Annotated in this window: 20 protein-coding genes; all 20 read left to right on the top strand. The window is 42.6% G+C overall.

Annotation, left to right across the window (positions count from 1 at the left end; translation table 11 throughout):
• Window positions 1-250: 250 nt before the first annotated feature.
• The 20 genes from ACY8DX_RS13160 to ACY8DX_RS13065 all read left to right on the top strand — a co-directional run bounded on the left by ACY8DX_RS13160 (window position 251) and on the right by ACY8DX_RS13065 (window position 19,399).
• On the top strand, window positions 251-1,165 hold the full coding sequence (locus ACY8DX_RS13160; protein WP_462405365.1) for a YpbB family protein: 915 nt from the start codon (window positions 251-253) through the stop codon (window positions 1,163-1,165).
• Window positions 1,152-2,645 (top strand): RecQ family ATP-dependent DNA helicase, encoded by a 1,494-nt coding sequence (locus ACY8DX_RS13155; RefSeq protein WP_462405364.1) that lies wholly within the window; start codon window positions 1,152-1,154, stop codon window positions 2,643-2,645. The genes ACY8DX_RS13160 and ACY8DX_RS13155 overlap by 14 nt, the downstream gene beginning before the upstream one ends.
• A complete protein-coding gene (locus ACY8DX_RS13150; RefSeq protein WP_462405363.1) occupies window positions 2,635-3,219 on the top strand; it encodes a CPBP family intramembrane glutamic endopeptidase in 585 nt (194 codons plus the stop codon). Before ACY8DX_RS13155 ends, ACY8DX_RS13150 begins: the two co-directional genes overlap by 11 nt.
• 40 nt (window positions 3,220-3,259) lie before the next feature.
• Complete coding sequence (locus tag ACY8DX_RS13145; RefSeq protein ID WP_439802566.1) at window positions 3,260-3,718, top strand: YpbF family protein; 459 nt, start codon at window positions 3,260-3,262, stop codon at window positions 3,716-3,718.
• Between the two features lie 90 nt (window positions 3,719-3,808).
• A complete protein-coding gene (locus tag ACY8DX_RS13140; protein ID WP_462405362.1) occupies window positions 3,809-4,438 on the top strand; it encodes a CBS domain-containing protein in 630 nt (209 codons plus the stop codon).
• 185 nt (window positions 4,439-4,623) lie between these two features.
• Window positions 4,624-5,403 (top strand): metallophosphoesterase, encoded by a 780-nt coding sequence (locus ACY8DX_RS13135; protein ID WP_462405361.1) that lies wholly within the window; start codon window positions 4,624-4,626, stop codon window positions 5,401-5,403.
• Between the two features lie 79 nt (window positions 5,404-5,482).
• On the top strand, window positions 5,483-6,064 hold the full coding sequence (locus tag ACY8DX_RS13130) for an adaptor protein MecA (protein WP_049670538.1): 582 nt from the start codon (window positions 5,483-5,485) through the stop codon (window positions 6,062-6,064).
• Window positions 6,065-6,416: 352 nt separating this feature from the next.
• Entirely contained in the window at window positions 6,417-7,682 is a 1,266-nt protein-coding gene (locus tag ACY8DX_RS13125) for a Glu/Leu/Phe/Val family dehydrogenase (protein WP_049670539.1), read from the top strand.
• A gap of 163 nt (window positions 7,683-7,845) precedes the next feature.
• Entirely contained in the window at window positions 7,846-8,820 is a 975-nt protein-coding gene (locus ACY8DX_RS13120) for a YpdA family putative bacillithiol disulfide reductase (RefSeq protein WP_462405360.1), read from the top strand.
• Window positions 8,821-8,852: 32 nt separating this feature from the next.
• Window positions 8,853-9,821, top strand: a complete 969-nt coding sequence (locus tag ACY8DX_RS13115) for an asparaginase (RefSeq protein WP_049670541.1) — start codon at window positions 8,853-8,855, stop codon at window positions 9,819-9,821.
• A gap of 90 nt (window positions 9,822-9,911) precedes the next feature.
• Window positions 9,912-10,586: a glutamic-type intramembrane protease PrsW gene (prsW, locus tag ACY8DX_RS13110; RefSeq protein WP_049670542.1), complete on the top strand. Its 675-nt coding sequence runs from the start codon at window positions 9,912-9,914 to the stop codon at window positions 10,584-10,586.
• A gap of 123 nt (window positions 10,587-10,709) precedes the next feature.
• Complete coding sequence (gene sleB / locus ACY8DX_RS13105) at window positions 10,710-11,576, top strand: spore cortex-lytic enzyme (RefSeq protein WP_049670543.1); 867 nt, start codon at window positions 10,710-10,712, stop codon at window positions 11,574-11,576.
• 2 nt (window positions 11,577-11,578) lie between these two features.
• Window positions 11,579-12,943: a germination protein YpeB gene (gene ypeB, locus ACY8DX_RS13100; RefSeq protein ID WP_439802568.1), complete on the top strand. Its 1,365-nt coding sequence runs from the start codon at window positions 11,579-11,581 to the stop codon at window positions 12,941-12,943.
• Between the two features lie 141 nt (window positions 12,944-13,084).
• Entirely contained in the window at window positions 13,085-13,318 is a 234-nt protein-coding gene (locus tag ACY8DX_RS13095; protein WP_462405359.1) for a DUF5359 family protein, read from the top strand.
• A gap of 101 nt (window positions 13,319-13,419) precedes the next feature.
• Window positions 13,420-14,100, top strand: a complete 681-nt coding sequence (cmk, locus tag ACY8DX_RS13090) for a (d)CMP kinase (RefSeq protein WP_439802298.1) — start codon at window positions 13,420-13,422, stop codon at window positions 14,098-14,100.
• Window positions 14,097-14,678 (top strand): lysophospholipid acyltransferase family protein, encoded by a 582-nt coding sequence (locus ACY8DX_RS13085; RefSeq protein ID WP_462405358.1) that lies wholly within the window; start codon window positions 14,097-14,099, stop codon window positions 14,676-14,678. Before cmk ends, ACY8DX_RS13085 begins: the two co-directional genes overlap by 4 nt.
• Before the next feature lie 146 nt (window positions 14,679-14,824).
• Window positions 14,825-15,964: a 30S ribosomal protein S1 gene (gene rpsA / locus ACY8DX_RS13080; RefSeq protein WP_462405357.1), complete on the top strand. Its 1,140-nt coding sequence runs from the start codon at window positions 14,825-14,827 to the stop codon at window positions 15,962-15,964.
• Window positions 15,965-16,119: 155 nt separating this feature from the next.
• Window positions 16,120-16,740, top strand: a complete 621-nt coding sequence (locus ACY8DX_RS13075) for a YphA family membrane protein (RefSeq protein WP_462405356.1) — start codon at window positions 16,120-16,122, stop codon at window positions 16,738-16,740.
• A gap of 289 nt (window positions 16,741-17,029) precedes the next feature.
• The gene (gene der / locus ACY8DX_RS13070; protein WP_049670550.1) at window positions 17,030-18,340 is read left to right on the top strand and encodes a ribosome biogenesis GTPase Der; all 1,311 of its coding nucleotides are present in this window, start codon (window positions 17,030-17,032) and stop codon (window positions 18,338-18,340) included.
• A gap of 24 nt (window positions 18,341-18,364) precedes the next feature.
• A complete protein-coding gene (locus ACY8DX_RS13065) occupies window positions 18,365-19,399 on the top strand; it encodes an NAD(P)H-dependent glycerol-3-phosphate dehydrogenase (RefSeq protein WP_049670551.1) in 1,035 nt (344 codons plus the stop codon).
• The last annotated feature ends 65 nt before the right edge of the window (window positions 19,400-19,464 follow it).

Here is a 19,464-nt window from a genome sequence, read left to right as displayed (position 1 = left end):
AGGCTTTTGCCGCATTGCCGATGGAAACTTGCATCATTTAAGACAAGTATTTGGTAAAATAAAGATGTCTAATCATGTAGAATGGGGTGAGTTTATTATAACATACATCGATGGATTAATACTGTATTTAATAAAAGTGTTAAAGGGTCAAAGGACGGTGTATTCGCCTTTACATATACTTAATGGGAAACGTTCCTCCCAGCCAATCCAGGATGCCAGATTGTATGGGTTGGATCCTTTTTTTGCAGTGTTGCCTAAGCTTTCCCGTGAAGAGTGGGATGAGCATTTGAGGTTTTTGAAGGAACGAGAGCTGATTGAGCCGGTGGGTGATTTGACCTATATTTGTTCGGATGCCGGATTGGCGTTTCTTGACGAATGGCGAGAACAGTATGAAGCGATGAGTCATTTGAATGGCTTCCTTTTTAAGGAGACGGCTCCTTTGTTTTGGGCAAGACTTCAGTTGCTTGTCCAGGTGTTGTCCAATATGGTCCACGAAAATCATTCATTTATTCCTGTGCAGAGAAATTTGGACCATCAGCGCTTTGTAAAGAGTTGGCTGAAGCAGCACGGCAAAAACCTTCGAAAGTTCTCTCGGGAGCTTTATGAAGAGCTTCATCATTGCTTGGATAGGCTGCATGGGGCTTCACCTGAGCTGTTTGTCATGCTTTTGTCGGGGCATGAGAGGGCAGGAATGACTTTGTCACAAGCAGCAAGAAAGCTTGGGATTGATCATTATTATGCGCAATTTCTTTTCTTGGATACGCTGCATTATATGATGGAATCTGCGCGAAAAGAACCATTTCCTCTTCTGAATAGTCTTCTCGTTCAGGAGGAGCAGAACGAATCTGTGTTGACTAATTCGACGAAAATGACATGGAAATTAGTTCGGCAAGGGTTAACAATCGAGCAGATTGCCCGGGCTCGAAGGTTGAAGATTAATACGGTTGAGGATCATATTGTTGAGATTGCTTCCTTTATTGAGGGATTCAGTATAGAGGATTATGTGACGGATGAGGAGCAGAGACAGATTGTGGAGGCAGCAAATTCTGTTCATACAGGCCAATTGCGGTCCATTAAGGAGCTCCTGCCCCCGGGATTCCCTTATTTCAAGATTAGGCTTGTCATGACGAAATGGAAGAGAGGGGATCAGCATGGGAATGCTTGAGGAGCAATTAACGAGATTATTTGGATTTCCTTCCTTCAGGATGGGGCAAAAGGAGGTAGTGGAAGCGGTCCTTAGTGGTCAGGATACATTGGCGATGCTGCCGACCGGTACAGGGAAAACCTTGTGTTTTCAGCTTCCGGGATACTTGCTTGATGGACTGGTGGTCGTCGTTTCCCCGCTGCTCTCCTTGATGCAGGATCAGGTAGAGCAAATGAAGGCGAAGGGGGAGAAGAGAGTGGCTGCCTTGAACTCATTTGTGAATAAGGAAGAACGCGAGATGGTCCTTCGTTCGCTTCATCTGTTGAAATTTATTTATGTGTCACCTGAGATGCTCCAATCCAGGTTCGTTTTGCAGAAAATCAGCCGGCAGAAGATTTCTTTATTCGTTGTGGATGAGGCGCACTGCATTTCGCAATGGGGATATGATTTTAGACCGAGCTATTTGAGGCTCGGAGATATTCGTAGTGCATTAGGCAACCCGGTTACCTTGGCCCTGACGGCAACAGCCACAAAGGAAGTGCGGAGGGATATTCTGGATAATTTATCTATTCCGAACGCTCGTGTAATGGTATATGAGGTGAATAGGGAAAATATCGGAATCCTAGTAGAAGCGGTCGAAGGAAGCGAAGAAAAGCGGCAGAAGCTATATGCTTATTTAAGTGTCTTGAAGGGACCGGGCATTATTTATGTGTCCAGCCGAAAGCTTGCCGAGAGCCTGTGCAGTGACTTGCTTAATGCAGGCTATCATAAGGCGGCTTTCTATCATGGAGGCATGGATACGAATGATCGAATATTAATTCAACAGCAGTTTGCCCAAGGGCAGCTCAATTTGATTGTTGCGACGAATGCTTTTGGGATGGGAATCAATCTAGAGAACTTGCGTTATGTCATTCATTATAATATGCCCTCTAGCATGGAGGCGTATGTCCAGGAGATTGGACGGGCTGGAAGAGATGGTCTTCTATCTTTGGCCTTGCTCTTCTATTCTGAAGGGGATGAACGGATTTCTGCGAAAATGATTGAGAAGGATTATCCTGAGGTCTCGGATATTGAATGGTATTTGGCTAATCGTGATACTCTTTTAGAACCAAAATCAGGTATCATAGTTGATGAAAAAATTGAACGAATGAGAGAGGCAGACCGCATTCTTGAGAGAATCGAGGGGGAAAGTCTTGCTTCGCGAAAAAATAGGCTGTCTGCTTATTTTGATGAGCGCCTTTCAGATAAGCTCCGTAAGCTATGGCAATTCAGGGAGTGGATTCGGTCAAGCAAGTGCCGAAAAGAATCGATTGCCGCCTATTTTGACCAGGAATCAAGCGGAGGAGGAGAGCTTTGCTGTGATAATTGCGGGCTGACATTTGAAAGGATGGTTCAGGCCCTGCCGGAAGAAAACGTATTAGATCATCACTATCAAGGGTGGAGGGCTGAGCTTGCCCGCCTTTTTGGTGAGGAGGGTGAATCAGGACAGCATGAAGAATAAACAGGCAGAAATGATTAAGAATTTAACGGATGAGGAGTTATATAAGCAACTGCTCCTCACGCAAGGTCTGCTTTTGACGGCAGCGGTCATTATCGGTTACTTTGCCTTTGATGATTTCGGCCAATTTACCGTTCTTCTCCGGTTGGAGGGTTGGCCGTTGTGGCATGGTTTCTTAGCTGGATTATTGGTTGTGGCCATAGATTTGGCGGGGATGAAGTACTTGCCTGCCTCCTATTATGATGATGGAGGCATTAATGAGCGGGTATTTCAATCATTATCAGTGCCAAGGATTGTCTTTCTGACCGCGTTGATTGCGATTAGTGAAGAAATGTTATTCCGCGGGGTTATTCAGGCAAATTGGGGGATATGGGCTGCAAGTCTCATCTTTGCGGTGATTCATGTCAGGTATTTATCTCATTGGTTTTTGTTTTTGAATATATGTTTGCTGAGTCTTTTTATCGGATTAATTTTTGATAGTACCGGAAGCCTTCCGGCGACCATTATCATGCACTTTGTGATTGATTTGCTTCTCGGCCTTTATTTGAATAAAAAGGGGGCGGACAGGTCCTCATAAAACCCAGATAAGCTTCATAGGCTTTAATGGGGGTGGACGGATGGAAGCAATACGGAGCAGTGCAGATCATATCACAGATGAAGCAACAAAGGTCATTTTGAATAATGTGGTTAAGCGCAAGAAGAAGTATGACCATTATAAGAGCCGGCATTTCATCAGTGTATATCTTACACTCGGGCTGGCAGGTGTGTTTCTTTACTATATATATCGAACGGTAATCTCACCGTATGCGTATTCGTTCTATGAAATGTATGAGCAGTTTTTCCAGAACCCAGTCCATTTACTCGGTACAATTATCTTGGCGGGTGTCTATGGGTCCATGCTGTATTTCAAAAAGAAAATGGACAAAGCTGAGAAGGAATTTCATGCGCTGAGATGTGAGATTGTGGACCGCAGCAAGGATTTGTGGAAGAGTGAATCTGCCTGGAAAAACCGGCATATTGTCTTTCAGAAAATGAAGGATATGTATGATATTAATCTTTTTCACGAAAATAAATAATTGCTTCTTCCTTTTGGCAGGAAAGCAAGGAGTCCGTGTCGAAAAAGATTAGTATACGTTTATTGGCTAAATTATTGGAGGTGCTGTCAGATGTTTGTGAAGAGTATCATGATATCAAAATATCATTGTCATACTGTTTCTTATGATGATTCACTAGAGTTGGTATTGAAAAAGCTTGATGAAAAACAAATTGAAGCTGTACCAGTATTAAAGGATGAAAAGTATGTAGGAACGATTACTCGATATCGAATTTACAAGCAGGCATTTCTGTCTGAGCTGCCTCGAAGCATATACTTAAAGGATATTAAGGCGGCAGATATTGCTGAGCACAATAAGACGCTGACAGGTCAAGAAATCTTCGAGAATGTCCTTGTCGACTTAAAAGAAATGCCGCTCATGGCTGTCGTTGAGGAGGATGGTGATTTCCTTGGCATTGTAACACGATATGATGTGATGGCGGAATTCCAGCATGCCTTCGGGGTTCATGTGCCTGGTGTCAGAATTGCCTTGAAGACGGTAGAAACGAAAGGGCGGATCGCAAGGCTGACTGAATTGACACGCCAATATCAACAGCAAATCATCGCATTAATTACCTTTGATGAGACCGATAAATTAGTCAGAAGGATTGTCATTAAGGTGGCGAAATCACCTAATGTGGATAAATTCATTAAGAAGCTGGAGGAATCTGGCTTTGGAATTTTAGATATACAGGAAATGTAATACGCTAAAAAGAGCTTCCTATATGCATTATGCAGAGGCAGCTCTTTTTTTGGGATGGGTTCATTAAAGTTGAATGTTGATAGTAAAATAGGCGCTCCTTTGGTTTTGCCGCCTGCAACGAAAATCAACACATATGATAAACATAGCCTTTTGGATAGAAGCATAATAACCTCTGGAGGAAACCAATGTGGGTCATCTTAATTTCCATCATGCTGCTGGGTACCGCAGCACTTATTGTGTATATGAACAGACTGGCGAAGAAGGACTTTTTGAATGTAGTGGAGCTGTCATTTGAGGATTTCCCGAGCAGTGAACGTATTAGTTTGTTTTTTATCTCTGATATTCATCGCAGGCAGATCAATGACGCCCTCATTCAGTCTGCGTTCGGAAAGGTAGACTTTGTCTTGATTGGAGGAGATCTGACAGAGAGCGGGGTTCCTATCGAGCGGGTATATGAAAACCTGGTTAAGCTAAAGGAGCTGGGTCCGGTTTATTTTATATGGGGAAATAATGATTATGAAACAGATGTTCATGAACTGGATGCCCTTTTCGTTGGTTTAGGAATTAAGGTTTTGACAGACGAGGGGGTTATTCTTGAGACGGGAGATGGCGGAAGGATCAATTTGCTTGGGGTTGACTTCTATGAGCCAGAAAAGCGGCAGGAAGGTCTTAAGAACGTCATGCTTGAGGCACAAGAGGGGACCTTTAGAATCCTGGCGAGCCATACACCTTCAATAGATAAAGAAATTCAAAAAGAGGACAGAATCAGTCTTGTTCTTAGCGGTCATACACATGGCGGGCAAATTAGGGTGTTTGGGTTTGGCCCATATCGCCATGGAGGCATTCATCACGTTGGCGAAACGACAGTGTTTACGAGCAATGGCTATGGGACGAGCGGATTACCGCTGCGATTAGGCGCAAGACCTGAAGTGCATATCATTCATCTTTCACGTATGGACCAATAGAATAAAGAGCAAACAAGGCACCTGTTTAGTCAATCCTCATATCATACAAGGGAGGATGTATTCACAGGAGGACTTGTTTATGAAGCTGAAGAGAATAAACGCCAAGAACGTCAAAGTCTTTGTTTCACAGGAGGAGTTAGAAGAAAAAGAAATGACTCCGATTAAATTGAAGATTCAGGTCCCTGACAGCCATCTCTTTTTTTATCGAATCGTAATCGAAGCGTTGGAAGAAATGGAATACTCCATTGACAGTAATATCCTAATGGATATTTATTCATATCCTGGTTACGGGATTTATATGATGATTCAAACAGAAGAGGACACAATCCTCAGCGAAAATGCCGAGATGGATAATACTTTGTCCATTCAATTTGTTGAACAAGATCATTTTATATTTGAATTTGCCGATTTTGAAGATGTCGTGGAAGCCTGCAAGATCTTATATGGGAAATGGAAGGCGGAAGGTTACTTATATCATCTGGATTCCAGTTATTATTTAAAGATTGAGAATGTTATGGCGGCAGATATGGCATCAGTTGCCTCCATCCTTCTTGAATATGGGGAGCTGTCAACATTGACAGAGGAGCTTTTGCTGGAAAAGGGATTAAGGGTATACCATGATAATATTATTCCTATCATGATGGAATACTTTAATAATTAAAGACCACTAAACCATTAGTGGTTCTTTTTTCGGAGTGAAAATGATTGTTGGTGTGATTTGGGAAGTATTGTTAGGATATGGGAGACAGTCCTCTTGCACTTCCTGTGGTCATTTGAGTATACTGTAATTGAATGTGAATAGAGACAAGTCTGTATGTTCAAACTTTTAGTGCGATAAGGCCCTTTTTTTATATTTAGATAATTTCAAATTGGTAAATATGAAGATTGAAAGCCTTTGTTGCCGTGCTGGATTAGGATTATTTATTTGTTATTCCTTCCAGATGGTTATGGAGGTATAGATTTTGTCTGGATTAAACAAATAGATTACTATTCATCTCTAGGAGGTACTAAGAATGTCAGCCGACCACCAAACCAATGAAGACAGACTGGATGTATTGAAATCTACACAAACTGTCATCCATAAGGCATTGGATAAACTCGGATATCCAGAAGAAGTATATGAATTATTGAAAGAGCCGTTACGGATGCTTACCGTAAAGATACCGGTCAAAATGGATGATGGTTCAGTAAAGGTATTTACTGGCTTTCGTGCCCAGCATAATGATGCCATTGGACCGACAAAGGGCGGAATCAGGTTCCATCCGAATGTCACTGAAAAGGAGATTAAGGCTTTATCGATTTGGATGAGTTTAAAGTGCGGCATTGTGGACTTGCCGTATGGAGGGGCTAAAGGCGGCATTATTTGTGACCCTAGAAATATGTCCTTCCGTGAACTAGAAAGACTGAGCCGCGGGTATGTCCGTGCAATCAGCCAAGTGGTAGGACCGACAAAGGATATTCCTGCGCCGGATGTTTTTACGAATTCGCAAATTATGGCATGGATGATGGATGAGTACAGCCGAATGGATGAATTTAATTCTCCAGGGTTTATTACAGGTAAGCCGTTAGTGCTAGGTGGGTCACATGGGCGTGAAACCGCTACCGCTAAGGGCGTAACGATATGTATACGAGAAGCGGCAAAGAAGCGGGGCATCGAACTAAAGGGAGCCAGGGTTGTTGTGCAAGGCTTTGGTAATGCCGGAAGCTTCTTGGCGAAATTTATGCATGACAGCGGGGCAAAGGTTATTGGTATTTCAGACGCGCATGGCGCGCTTCACGACCCTGAAGGATTGGATATTGATTATCTGCTTGATCGACGCGACAGCTTTGGTACAGTGACAAATCTGTTCCAAAATACGATTACGAATAAAGAATTGCTGGAGCTTGAATGTGATGTGCTTGTTCCAGCTGCGATAGAGAATCAAATCACAGATGAGAATGCCCATGAGATTAAAGCAAAGATTGTAGTAGAGGCAGCAAATGGGCCGACAACGCTTGAAGGGACAAAAATTCTGACTGAGCGTGGCATCTTGCTCGTTCCGGATGTCTTGGCATCTGCAGGAGGAGTAACGGTTTCCTATTTCGAATGGGTGCAGAATAATCAAGGCTATTATTGGACGGAAGAGGAAGTAGAGGAGAAACTGGAACGGGTCATGGTTCGCTCCTTTAATAGCATTTATGATACAGCGAATACGCGTAAGGTAGATATGAGATTGGCTGCCTATATGATCGGGGTTCGGAAAATGGCTGAAGCATCCCGTTTCAGAGGGTGGATTTAATAGAAGATAAACCAGAAAAGTTTTCTGTCTAATGATGGAAAGCTTTTTTGTATGCGCATTATGCGTTAATATAATAGAAGTGTTATTCTAATATGGCAATTAATACAACGGTCATGTTTATGGCATGCACATACAGACAGTATAGATAGAGGAGGAGAAAGAGATGGCATTTGAAGATGCAATTATCATCGGCGGTGGTCCGTGCGGCATGCAAGCGGCTATCAGCCTTCAAGAAATAGGGAAGAGCCCGCTGATCATTGAGAAGGGGAACATCGTGAATGCTATTTATCATTACCCTACCCATCAGACATTCTTTTCAACGAGTGAGAAGCTGGAAATTGGAGATGTTGCGTTTATTACGCAAAACCGCAAACCTGTTCGTCTACAGGCCTTAACTTATTATCGAGAGGTGGCTAAGCGGAAGGAGCTTCGGGTTAACACATTTGAACGGGTCCTTTCTGCCGTGAAAAGGGAAGATGGATTCTTCAAAGTAACTACGGAAAAAGGCGAATATGAAACTCCATATGTCATTCTGGCGACTGGGTATTATGACCAGCCGAATATGTTGGGTATACCTGGTGAGGAGCTTGATAAAGTTTACCATTATTTTAAGGAAGGGCATCCTTATTATAATCAAGATGTCGTGGTCATCGGCGGGAAAAACTCAAGTATTGATGCAGCGATGGAGCTGGCAATGGCAGGCGCAAGAGTAACCGTTATTTACCGGGGATCTGTCTATTCATCTAGTATCAAACCATGGATTCTGCCTGAATTTGAGTCTCTTGTCCGTCATGGCAAGATTAAGATGGAATTTAATGCACAAGTTCAAGAAATAAAGCCTGAGTCTGTTATTTATGTGCAAGAAGGGAAATCATTTGAGATTAAGAATGATTTCGTGTTTGCGATGATTGGCTATCACCCAGATTTTAATTTTTTAAGAGAATGCGGAATCCAGTATGATGAGGAAAGCGGCAAGCCTGTTATCGACGTGGAAACAATGGAGACGAACGTGGAGAATCTATATATTGCCGGCGTTATTGCGGCAGGAAGAAACGCGAATGAGATTTTCATTGAGAACGGTCGTTTTCACGGGGGGCAAATTGCGCGATCCATCGCAGAGAAAGAACAGAAGCAGTAAATAAAATGGATGATTGTGATAGAGGTGTAAGAATGAAGAAGATATCATTAATTACGACTGGCGGAACCATTGCCAGTAAAGAAATGTCAAAGGGATTGCTGGACTCTGGTGTTCTGAGCGGTGATGAACTCGCTTCGCTGTGTCAATTACCGGACGGATTTGAAATTAAGGTCATTGACTTGTTCCAGAAGCCTTCTATGCATATTAATTTTGATCGAATGACAGCTATTAAAGAGGCGATTGAAACAGAGCTTGCAGATAAGAGCGTGGCAGGGGTCGTTGTTACCCATGGGACAGACTCGCTTGAAGAAACCGCCTATTTTCTTGATTTAACAACCAATGATCCTCGCCCAATTGTGGTCACAGGATCTCAGCGCTCACCGCAAGATGTTGGTACAGATGTCTATTCCAATCTCCGCAACTCCATTTTCGTTGCCGCGAATGAAATGCTTCATGATGTGGGAGTGCTTGTAGTATTTAATGAACGTATATACTCTGCGAGATATGTCAAGAAGGTCCACGCCTCCAATCTACAAGGGTTTGAATCCTTTGGGTATGGATACCTGGGCATTATTGATAATGATGTAGTCAGTGTGTACCAAAAGCCGATTTATCATGAATCATATGAGGTTTTGGGGAATAAGATTCCAAGGGTAGAGATTATTAAATGCTATACCGGATCGGATGGATTATTCATCGATGCAGCCGTACATAATGGTGTTCAAGGAATCGTTCTTGAAGGGGTCGGAAGAGGACAAGTAACTCCTTATATGGTTGATTCCATCCAAAAGGCTTTAGACCAAGGTGTGAAGGTGGTCATGACAACAAGTGCAGAGGAGGGCAAGGTATATCCGGCATACGGATATGTAGGAAGTGCCCATGATTTGCGAACGAGAGGGGTCATTCTCGGGGAGGACTATGATAGTAAGAAGGCACGAATCAAGCTGGCCGTCTTATTAGCAAATGGAAAGAAAAATATTGAGCAGGCCTTTCAACTGTGACTTTAGCCGTAAATACAGCACGAATTGGATGTATTTTTATCATGTACATGGTAGGATAGATGGTAAGTATGGGAGAGGAAGGAGTATGCCATGTTAAATATATTAACCGCAGGGGTTGCTCCTGGTTTAGCCCTGCTTATCTATTTCTATTTAAAAGACCAATATAATACAGAGCCGATATCGGTTGTGTTAAAAGCATTTGTATATGGAGCATTGATTGTTATTCCAGTCATGTTCTTTCAATATGTTCTCGATGCAGAAGGCTTGCTTCAGGCTACATGGGCTGATTCCTTTTTAGCCAAGGGTTTTTTGGAGGAAACGCTGAAATGGGGAATCTTCCTCCTGCTCATTTTCGGTCATGTTGAATTTGATGAACCATATGATGGAATTGTCTATGGGGTGGCCATTTCTCTTGGATTTGCAACATTTGAAAATATTCTCTATTTGTTCTCAAATGGGGTTGAATATGCATGGGGCAGAGCTTTATTCCCGGTGTCTAGTCACGGGCTGTTCGGGGTAATCATGGGCTTTTATTTCGGGAAGGCCAAATTTTCAAAAGAAAAGCGCTTGAAATATATGGTTATTGCCCTTGTCGTTCCATTCCTGCTGCATGGATTATTTAATTATATTCTCATGATAGAGGTTAATTGGTATGTTTACTTGATTCCTTTTATGTTCTTCCTTTGGGGACTTGGATTATGGAAGGTGAAAAAAGCCCGTATCCTAACGGAGAAGGCCTTTAAGCAATCCTTTGAAACGTTATAATTGTCACTAACTCTTCATTCATTCTTGAATGGAGAGTTTTTTGTAGTTGGCGGCTTTTGCATATTTTATCTGAGATTGTAAAAACTACCCTTACTGTCATTACTATTTCAGGAGGGCATACGTATGAAAGGCTTAGCAAGAAAATCATTTTCCTGCCTATTGATTGGCGTTATTCTCACATTGCTGCCAATCTATAACCAAGATGTATCCGCATTCTCGAACCAGGTCATTCAAAAGGGGGCGACCGGTGATGATGTAGTCGAGCTGCAGGCGCGTTTGCAGAATATCGGCTATTATCATGGCCAAATAGACGGGGTGTTTGGCTGGGGCACCTATTGGGCGCTCCGCAACTTCCAGGAAAGCTATGGGCTGCCGATTGATGGCCTGGCTGGAAGTGCGACAAAGCAGAAATTGTCTAATGTATCAAATTTCAATAAGACATGGGTTCATCAGCAAATTAATTCAGGCAATACCTTCACGTACTATCAAGGGATGCCGCTTGAGCATCAGGTCAAAAAATCTACATCAGGTACAACGTCTGCGACAAATAAGCCCGCAACGAACAAAAACACAACTGCTGGAACGGCAACAACCACTTCCACGAGCGGGACAGCGGCGAATATCCCATCAGGATTTTCTGAAAGTGATATTAATTTAATGGCTAATGCCGTCTATGGAGAATCTCGTGGAGAGCCATATGAAGGACAAGTCGCTGTAGCAGCTGTCATCTTAAACCGCGTTCAAAGCGCCTCATTCCCGAATACCGTATCAGGTGTTATCTTCCAGCCGGGGGCATTTACTGCCGTGTCAGATGGACAGATTTGGCTGACACCTAATGAACAGGCTAAGCAAGCCGTCATGGATGCAATGAACGGATGGGATCCAACAGGTGAGGCGGAATATTACTTTAATCCAGAAACGGCGACAAGCGCCTGGATATGGACAAGACCGCAAATAAAACAAATCGGCAAGCATATTTTCTGCCGCTAGAGGTGAGTAAATTGATTAGAAATGTACTTATCGGAGTATTGGCCATTGGCCTAGCTGGTACAGCCTATTGGGGCTATACGGAAAGGCAAGAGAAGAACGCTATTTTAATTCATGCAGAGAATAATTATCAGCGTGCCTTTAATGACCTTGCCTATGAAATGGATGTATTGAATGACAAGATTGGGACAACACTTGCGATGAATTCGCGCACATCCCTGTCACCGGCTCTCGTGGATGTGTGGAGAATCACGAATACGGCCCATGGCAGTGTTGGACAGCTGCCGCTAACATTAATGCCATTTAATGAGACTGAGGCTTTCTTGACCAAAATCGGGGATTTCGCCTATAAAACCTCGGTGCGCGATCTGGATAAATCTCCCCTGACAGATGAGGAATATAAGACGCTTGAGCGTCTGTATGCTAATTCAACAGAGATTCAACAGGAGCTGCGGAAGGTCCAAGGAGAAATTATGAACAATAACCTAAAGTGGACTGACGTAGAGACGGTGCTTGCTCAGGCTGAAGGGGATGAACCTCAGGACAATCTCGTCATTGATGGCTTGAAGACGATTGAGAATAATGTGAAGTCCTACGGACAGAAAGAGGATTATGGTACTACCTTCACATCCTCTGCTAAGAAAATCACCTATGAACACTTAACTGATGCAGCCATAACACGCAAGGAAGCAATCAAACATGCGAAGGAATATGCCAATGTAAAGGATGCAAAATCGATTAAGGTAACGGAGAATAAAGACGGATCTAATTATGGTTTCTATCATGTGAGCATGAAGGTCGCCGATACTGGTGAGAATGTTGATGTGGATTTAACGAAAAAGGGCGGATATCCTATCTACATCATTAATGACCGCTCAGTGGGCGAAGCAACAATCAGTCTGAATGACGGGTACAAGAAAGCGAAAAGCTATCTTGAAAAAATGGGCTACAAAAACTTAGGCTTGTTTGAAAGTACGCAATATCAAAATGTCGGTGTTTATACCTTTGTGACTGAGCTAAATACCGTGCCGGTATATGCAGAGGCAATCAAAATCAAGGTAGGCTTGGATGATGGCTCAATTGTCGGTCTTGTTGCAGAGGATTACCTGCAAAATCATAAGGAACGGACGATTGGCAAACCGAAACTAAGCGAGGAAGAAGCGGCAAAAACCATCAGCTCGAAGGTGAAAATTCAAGATCAAAGGCTGGCCATGATCACCAATGACCTTTACGAGGATGTCCTTTGCTATGAATTTATGGGCACAATCGGGAATGATACCTACCGGATTTATATTAATGCGGATACGGGTCAGGAGGAAAAAGTGGAGAAAATGCATGAAGCCTCCAAGGTTTATAATAATGTGTCATAAGTGATGAGCAATGAAGAGTCGGATGAAAATAATCATCCGGCTTTCTTTTATGTTAGGAAGGGTTAAATTATTATTGAAGTATTGCTTTGAACGGCAGCTGGAGGAAAGAAATAAGGTTGCTGCTGATTAATCTTCCTTTCCATGGTTACACTTATCTTAAAGGGGTGCGGCATGGAAACGGTAGAGCGTATCATCAAGAAAATGATTTTCATTCAATTGATATTTTTACTTTTTTTTCAAGTGTTTTTTCATCGAGATGAGACATTTCATAAATGGAAAGCCCTTGTCCAATATGAGGGTGTATTGAAGGAAAATTACTCCTCGATTGTGGAGGCATTATCAGGCGGCGGAAGAGAGGAAGAGAAGGCAAAGTGAATGTGCTTTGTCTTTTTTAATATGGAGTTCGTTCTTTATAATTCGTAAAGCTGTGTTAAAATAAGCATGTAATAGATTTGTTTGACAACAAGGAGGAACAAATGGAAAAGAAACTGTCAATTGCTATCGATGGACCTGCGGCGGCGGGAAAAAGCACCGTAGCAAAAATTATCGCTAAAAAATTAACCTACATATATATTGATACGGGAGCAATGTACAGGGCACTAACCTATAAGGCGCTCAAACAAAACGTTAATCCAAATGATGAGGCTTCTCTTTATTCCCTGCTGATGGATACGGATATCACGTTAAAAAACAATGAAACTGGACAAGACGTATTGGTAGACGGTGAAGTGGTCTCCAATGCAGTTAGAACCCCAGAGGTGACAAAGAACGTATCTGCAGTGGCACAGCATAAGCTGGTACGGGAAGAAATGGTGAGACGTCAACAGCTTCTCTCAGAACAAGGAGGAGTGGTCATGGATGGGCGCGATATTGGTACACATGTCATGCCCAATGCCGAGGTGAAGATCTTTATGCTGGCAAGTGTTGATGAGCGGGCAAAACGCCGGCATGACGAGAATCTTCTAAAAGGATTTGACTCCAATTTGGAGGAGCTGAAACAGGAGATTGCTTCACGGGATAAGTTTGATTCCGAGCGGGAGGTATCTCCATTGAAAAAAGCGGATGATGCGATCGAGCTTGATACAACAAGCCTTACGATTGAAGAAGTAGTGGATGCAATTATCCGTATTGCTAATGAGAAAGGAGTACGTGGATGACGTTTTATGGTTTTGCCAGAGGCGTTGTAAAAACGGTGCTCACTCCGCTCTATCGAGTTCGGGTTTATGGGAGAGAGCATTTCCCGAAAACGGGCGGAGTGTTGTTATGCAGCAATCACATTAGTGAGCTTGATCCTCCTGTAGTAGGAATGACAGCCCCTAGACCCGTTCATTTTATCGCCAAGGAGGAGCTCTTTGAGGTTCCGGTATTAAAAACTATCCTTCCTCACATTAATGCGATTCCAATTAAGCGGGGAATGAGCGACCGGAATGCGTTAAGAAAGGGGCTGGCTGTACTGAAGGAAGGAAATGTCCTTGGTTTGTTCCCGGAAGGAACGCGAAGTAAAACAGGTGAACTGGGGGAAGGCTTGGCTGGTGCAGGATTCTTTGCCCTGCGTACAGATGCCAAGGTAGTTCCTTGTGCAGTCATCGGATCCTATAAACCATTCAGCGTGACAAAGGTCATTTATGGAACACCAATTGATATGGAAGAACTCCGTAGTAAAAAAGCCTCTCCTGAAGAGGTGACTAAAGTCATAATGGCAGAAATAAAGGAATTAATTGTTAAAAATCGATAAGGTTACTGCTTGACAAAATCCCGTATTTGTAAGAAGTTAGAAAAAAGGAATAATTTAGAATTGTTTAGTTCCTTAAAAAATGTGGTATTAAATATAAATTGAGAAATGAAATTGAAATGAAGCCGTGATTGTTAGGAGGAGTACATATGACAGAGGATATGAATAATATTGAAGTAGCAGATTTCAGTGTGGGACAGCATGTTTCAGGCACTGTTACGAAAGTAGAAGAAAAGCAGGTAGTCGTGGAAGTCGAGAACAGCAAGCATGATGGAATTGTACCAATCAGCGAGCTTTCCAGTCTCCATGTAGAAAAAGCATCAGATGTCGTGAAAGAAGGCGACAAGCTTGAGTTTGAAATCATCAAAATCGAGGATGAAGCCTTAATCCTGTCTAAGCGTAAAGTTGACGCAGAAAATGCATGGGAAGAGCTTGCAAACGATTTTGAAGAAGGTACAATCATTGAGACAGAAGTAAAGGATGTCGTAAAAGGCGGCCTTGTTGTTGACCTTGGTGTTCGCGGATTCGTTCCGGCTTCTCTTGTTGAAGATTATTTCGTAGAGGATTTCTCAGACTATAAAGGCAAGACACTTTCCTTTAAGATTGTTGAGTTAGACAAAGAAAAGAATCGATTGATCCTTTCCCATCGCGATGTCGTTCGTGACGAGAAAGAAAAGAAAAAGATGGATATCCTTGGAACTCTTCAAGCTGGAGAAGTTCTTGAAGGAAAAATACAACGTATCACTGATTTCGGTGCATTCGTTGATATTGGCGGAATTGATGGCCTTGTTCACGTATCCCAGCTTTCCCATGAGCATGTTGACAAACCATCTGATGTTGTATCAGAGGGCGATACGGTGAAAGTTAAGATTCTTTCCATTGATCGTGACAGTGAGCGTGTTTCCTTATCCATTAAAGAAACATTGCCTGGACCATGGTCTGATATTACCTCTAAAGCACATAAAGGCAGCATTCTAGAAGGAACGGTGAAGCGCTTAGTCTCTTATGGAGCATTTGTAGAAGTATTCCCAGGTGTTGAGGGGCTTGTCCATATCTCACAAATCTCTCATAAGCATATTGGCACTCCGCATGAGGTGCTCGCTGAGGGAGATGTCATCAAAGTGAAAGTGCTTGATGTGAATGAAGATGAACATCGTTTATCTTTAAGCATTAAAGAACTTGAGGAAGAAGCTCCTGCAGAAGCAGACAGCTATGAAATGCCTGAAGAAACTAAAGGCTTCCAATTAGGTGAAATGATTGGGGAACAATTAAAGAACCTTAAGAAATAAAGAACAATCTATAAGACAGTCCATCCTTCGGGAAGGGCTGTCTTTTTTACGCCTTCCATTATGAAAAACTGAAATGTCAGTATCTTATGCGTAACTTTATGCCATAGAGTGATTAAAAGGGCAAAGAGATTGGCATAATGCTAATGGAGGTAGTTATGCAAGAAGGTACAATCTTTTTTCTTATCAGTTGGTTAGCTATTTGGTATATTCTCTTTATGGAGAATGGACCTGCATGGAAGCGGAGCAGGGATTTGATTACTGTGCTCATTATCCTCGTATGTGCGGGTATATATATGAATATCGTCCAGATTCAAGTAAACTTTATCCTTGTTCCTGTTTTATTGTGGTCTCTTTGTCAGTGGCGGAATGTCCCGAGTCGAAAATTGTTCTTAATGGCCTTTACCATCTTCGTAGTTACGGCTTCCTTTGCTTGTTTAAAGATTCTTACCATGCTGTATCCTATATGGCTGATTGTTGACTGGAAAATAATGTGCTCGCTTCTCGTTGTTTTGACAGGGGCTCTTTTTCAGAAGGATTGGAATCAACGATTAAGTGCGGCCATTATCGGCTCATTATGCGGTCAAGTGGTTTTTGCAGCTCTGCTCATGCAGAACGGAATGCCAATCAATGGGCTTTTCTCGCTTGAAGTGATGGATTTTTTGAGTTTAATGTTCGTGTTCAATGGCTTTTTATATAGATTGGAGCAATGGTTTGTTAAACGGTCGACGAGGAAATCGTTAATGACGGTACAGCCGCGTGATAGCGAAATGAGGTAGTAGAAAGAGGGTATTGGGAAACTATTTTTGTAGAAATATCCCGATTGTCGTGTGAGAACAGTTGTACCTTTTTGAAACGTTTGCTATCATATTATAGTTAGACCCTTCTTCAATGAATAAGAAGGGTTCTTTTTTCATAAAACATGAACTTGCTAATAATGCTTTATTTATGGCCCTCTTATAACCGGCAGCGGAACGCAGAAGGGAGTATCAGGCGTTTGATACAAATTGAGATGGAGCTTATGGAATAAACAGTAGTGTAGCTAGATAGTTGAAAGGATGAACGACCATGCCAAAACCAACAGTAGCCATAGTAGGCAGGCCGAACGTAGGGAAATCAACCATCTTCAACCGAATCGTTGGAGAGAGGATTTCTATTGTAGAAGATGTCGCCGGAGTGACAAGAGATCGTATTTATAGTTCCGGTGATTGGCTGAACCATGATTTTAATATTATTGACACAGGTGGAATCGATATCGGTGATGAGCCATTTTTAGAGCAAATTCGCCAGCAAGCGGAAATTGCGATTGATGAAGCTGATGTTATTATCTTGATGACAAGTGGAAGAGAAGGACTGACATCTGCTGATGAAGAGGTAGCCAAGATTCTCTATCGTTCCAAAAAACCAGTTGTCGTAGCCGTCAATAAGGTGGATAACTTTGAGATGCGTGACCAAATTTATGATTTCTACGCACTTGGATTCGGTGATCCGATTCCTATCTCAGGATCCCATGGGATGGGGCTAGGGGACTTGCTTGATGAAGTCGTGAAGAATTTCCCTACCCGTGATGAATCAGATTATGATGATGATGTCATCAAATTCAGCTTGATTGGCCGCCCGAATGTAGGGAAGTCCTCTTTAGTGAATGCCATTCTTGGCGAGGAAAGAGTCATTGTCAGCAATATCGCGGGCACGACACGTGATGCGGTTGACTCCCCTTATAAATATAATGGTGATGAATACGTTATCATTGATACAGCTGGGATGAGGAAAAAAGGAAAGGTATATGAAAGTACAGAGAAATACAGTGTGCTTCGTGCCTTGAGAGCGATAGAACGCTCCGATGTTGTTCTTGTCGTGCTTGACGGGGAAGAGGGCATCATTGAACAAGATAAGAAAATCGCAGGCTATGCCCATCAGGCGGGACGAGCGGTTGTCATTGTCGTCAATAAATGGGATGCTGTAGAGAAAGACGATAAAACGATGAAACGCTTTGAGGAGAAAATCAGGGCAGAATTCCAGTTTCTTGATTATGCTCCAATCGTCTTCTTATCAGCCAAAACAAAACGCCGTATTCATACATTATTACCTATGATCAATATGGCAAGTGAAAACCATGCGAGACGTGTGCCGACAAACGTGCTGAATGATGTCATCATGGATGCCGTTGCTATGAACCCGACACCGACCCATAATGGAAAAAGGCTGAAAATTTTCTATGTAACTCAAGCTGCCGTCAAACCGCCGACATTCATTGTCTTTGTCAATGACCCGGAATTGATGCACTTCTCCTATGAACGATTCTTGGAGAATAAAATTAGAGAAGCATTCGGGTTTGAAGGTACGCCGATTAAGATATTCTCTCGTTTACGAAAATAACTGGTTTTGAGGAGTGGAGTAACTATGAAAGAAACGGTAACAATTTTAGGGGCAGGTTCTTGGGGAACGGCTCTCGGAATGGTACTAGCGGATAATGGCCATACAGTACGTTTATGGGGTCATGAAGAAGACCATGTGGAGGAGATCAATCGCGAGCAGGCAAATACCCGCTATTTGCCTGGTGTAGAGCTTCCGAAGGGAATCAGAGCCTATTATGACCTGGAGGAAGCACTTGAAGGCGTTGAAATCATCGTCTTTGCGGTACCAACGAAAGCATTCCGGGAAGTTGCTCGTAAAATCAAGTCCATTGTGAAGCATAAGATTACTGTTGTTCATGTCAGCAAAGGAATTGAGCCGGACAGCCTTATGAGAATCTCTGAAATGCTTGAAGAAGAGATTGCTGATATTACAAATGACATTATCGTTCTTTCTGGTCCAAGCCATGCAGAAGAAGTGAGCAGAAGAATTCCGACAACCGTAACAGTTGCCTCCAAAAACATGAAAGCAGCTCAGCGAATCCAAGATTTATTCATGAATCAGAACTTCCGTGTCTACACGAATCAGGATTTAGTTGGTGTAGAGATTGGTGGAGCCTTGAAAAATATCATTGCGCTTGCTGCAGGTATTACAGATGGTCTCGGCTACGGAGATAACGCGAAGGCTGCCTTAATGACAAGAGGCTTGGCGGAAATTACGCGTTTAGGGGTTAAAATGGGTGCAGATCCATTAACATTCCTCGGTTTAACAGGTATTGGCGATTTAATCGTAACATGTACGAGCGTCCATTCCCGTAACTGGCGTGCAGGAAACCTTCTTGGCAAAGGCAAAAACCTCGATGAAGTGCTTGAAAGCATGGGGATGGTCGTTGAAGGGGTACGCACGACAAAAGCGGCCCACCAATTATCAGAGAAGTACCATGTAAAGATGCCAATCACGAATGCCCTTTATGATGTCTTGTTTAACGGGAAAGATATTAAACAGGAAGTAGAGGATTTGATGGGCAGAAGCAAGAAGCATGAAATGGAAGAATTGATTCACCTCGTAAACGAAGAGAGATAATCAAAGTTTTTTCATGCAGCATGGGCATTTGCTTGATACTTGAAGCACAATAAGGTCATAGTATG

It is taken from the genome of Gracilibacillus sp. Marseille-QA3620 (assembly GCF_054950035.1).
Note: the sequence above shows the minus strand (reverse complement) of the source record. Positions and strands in the feature narration are given on the sequence as shown.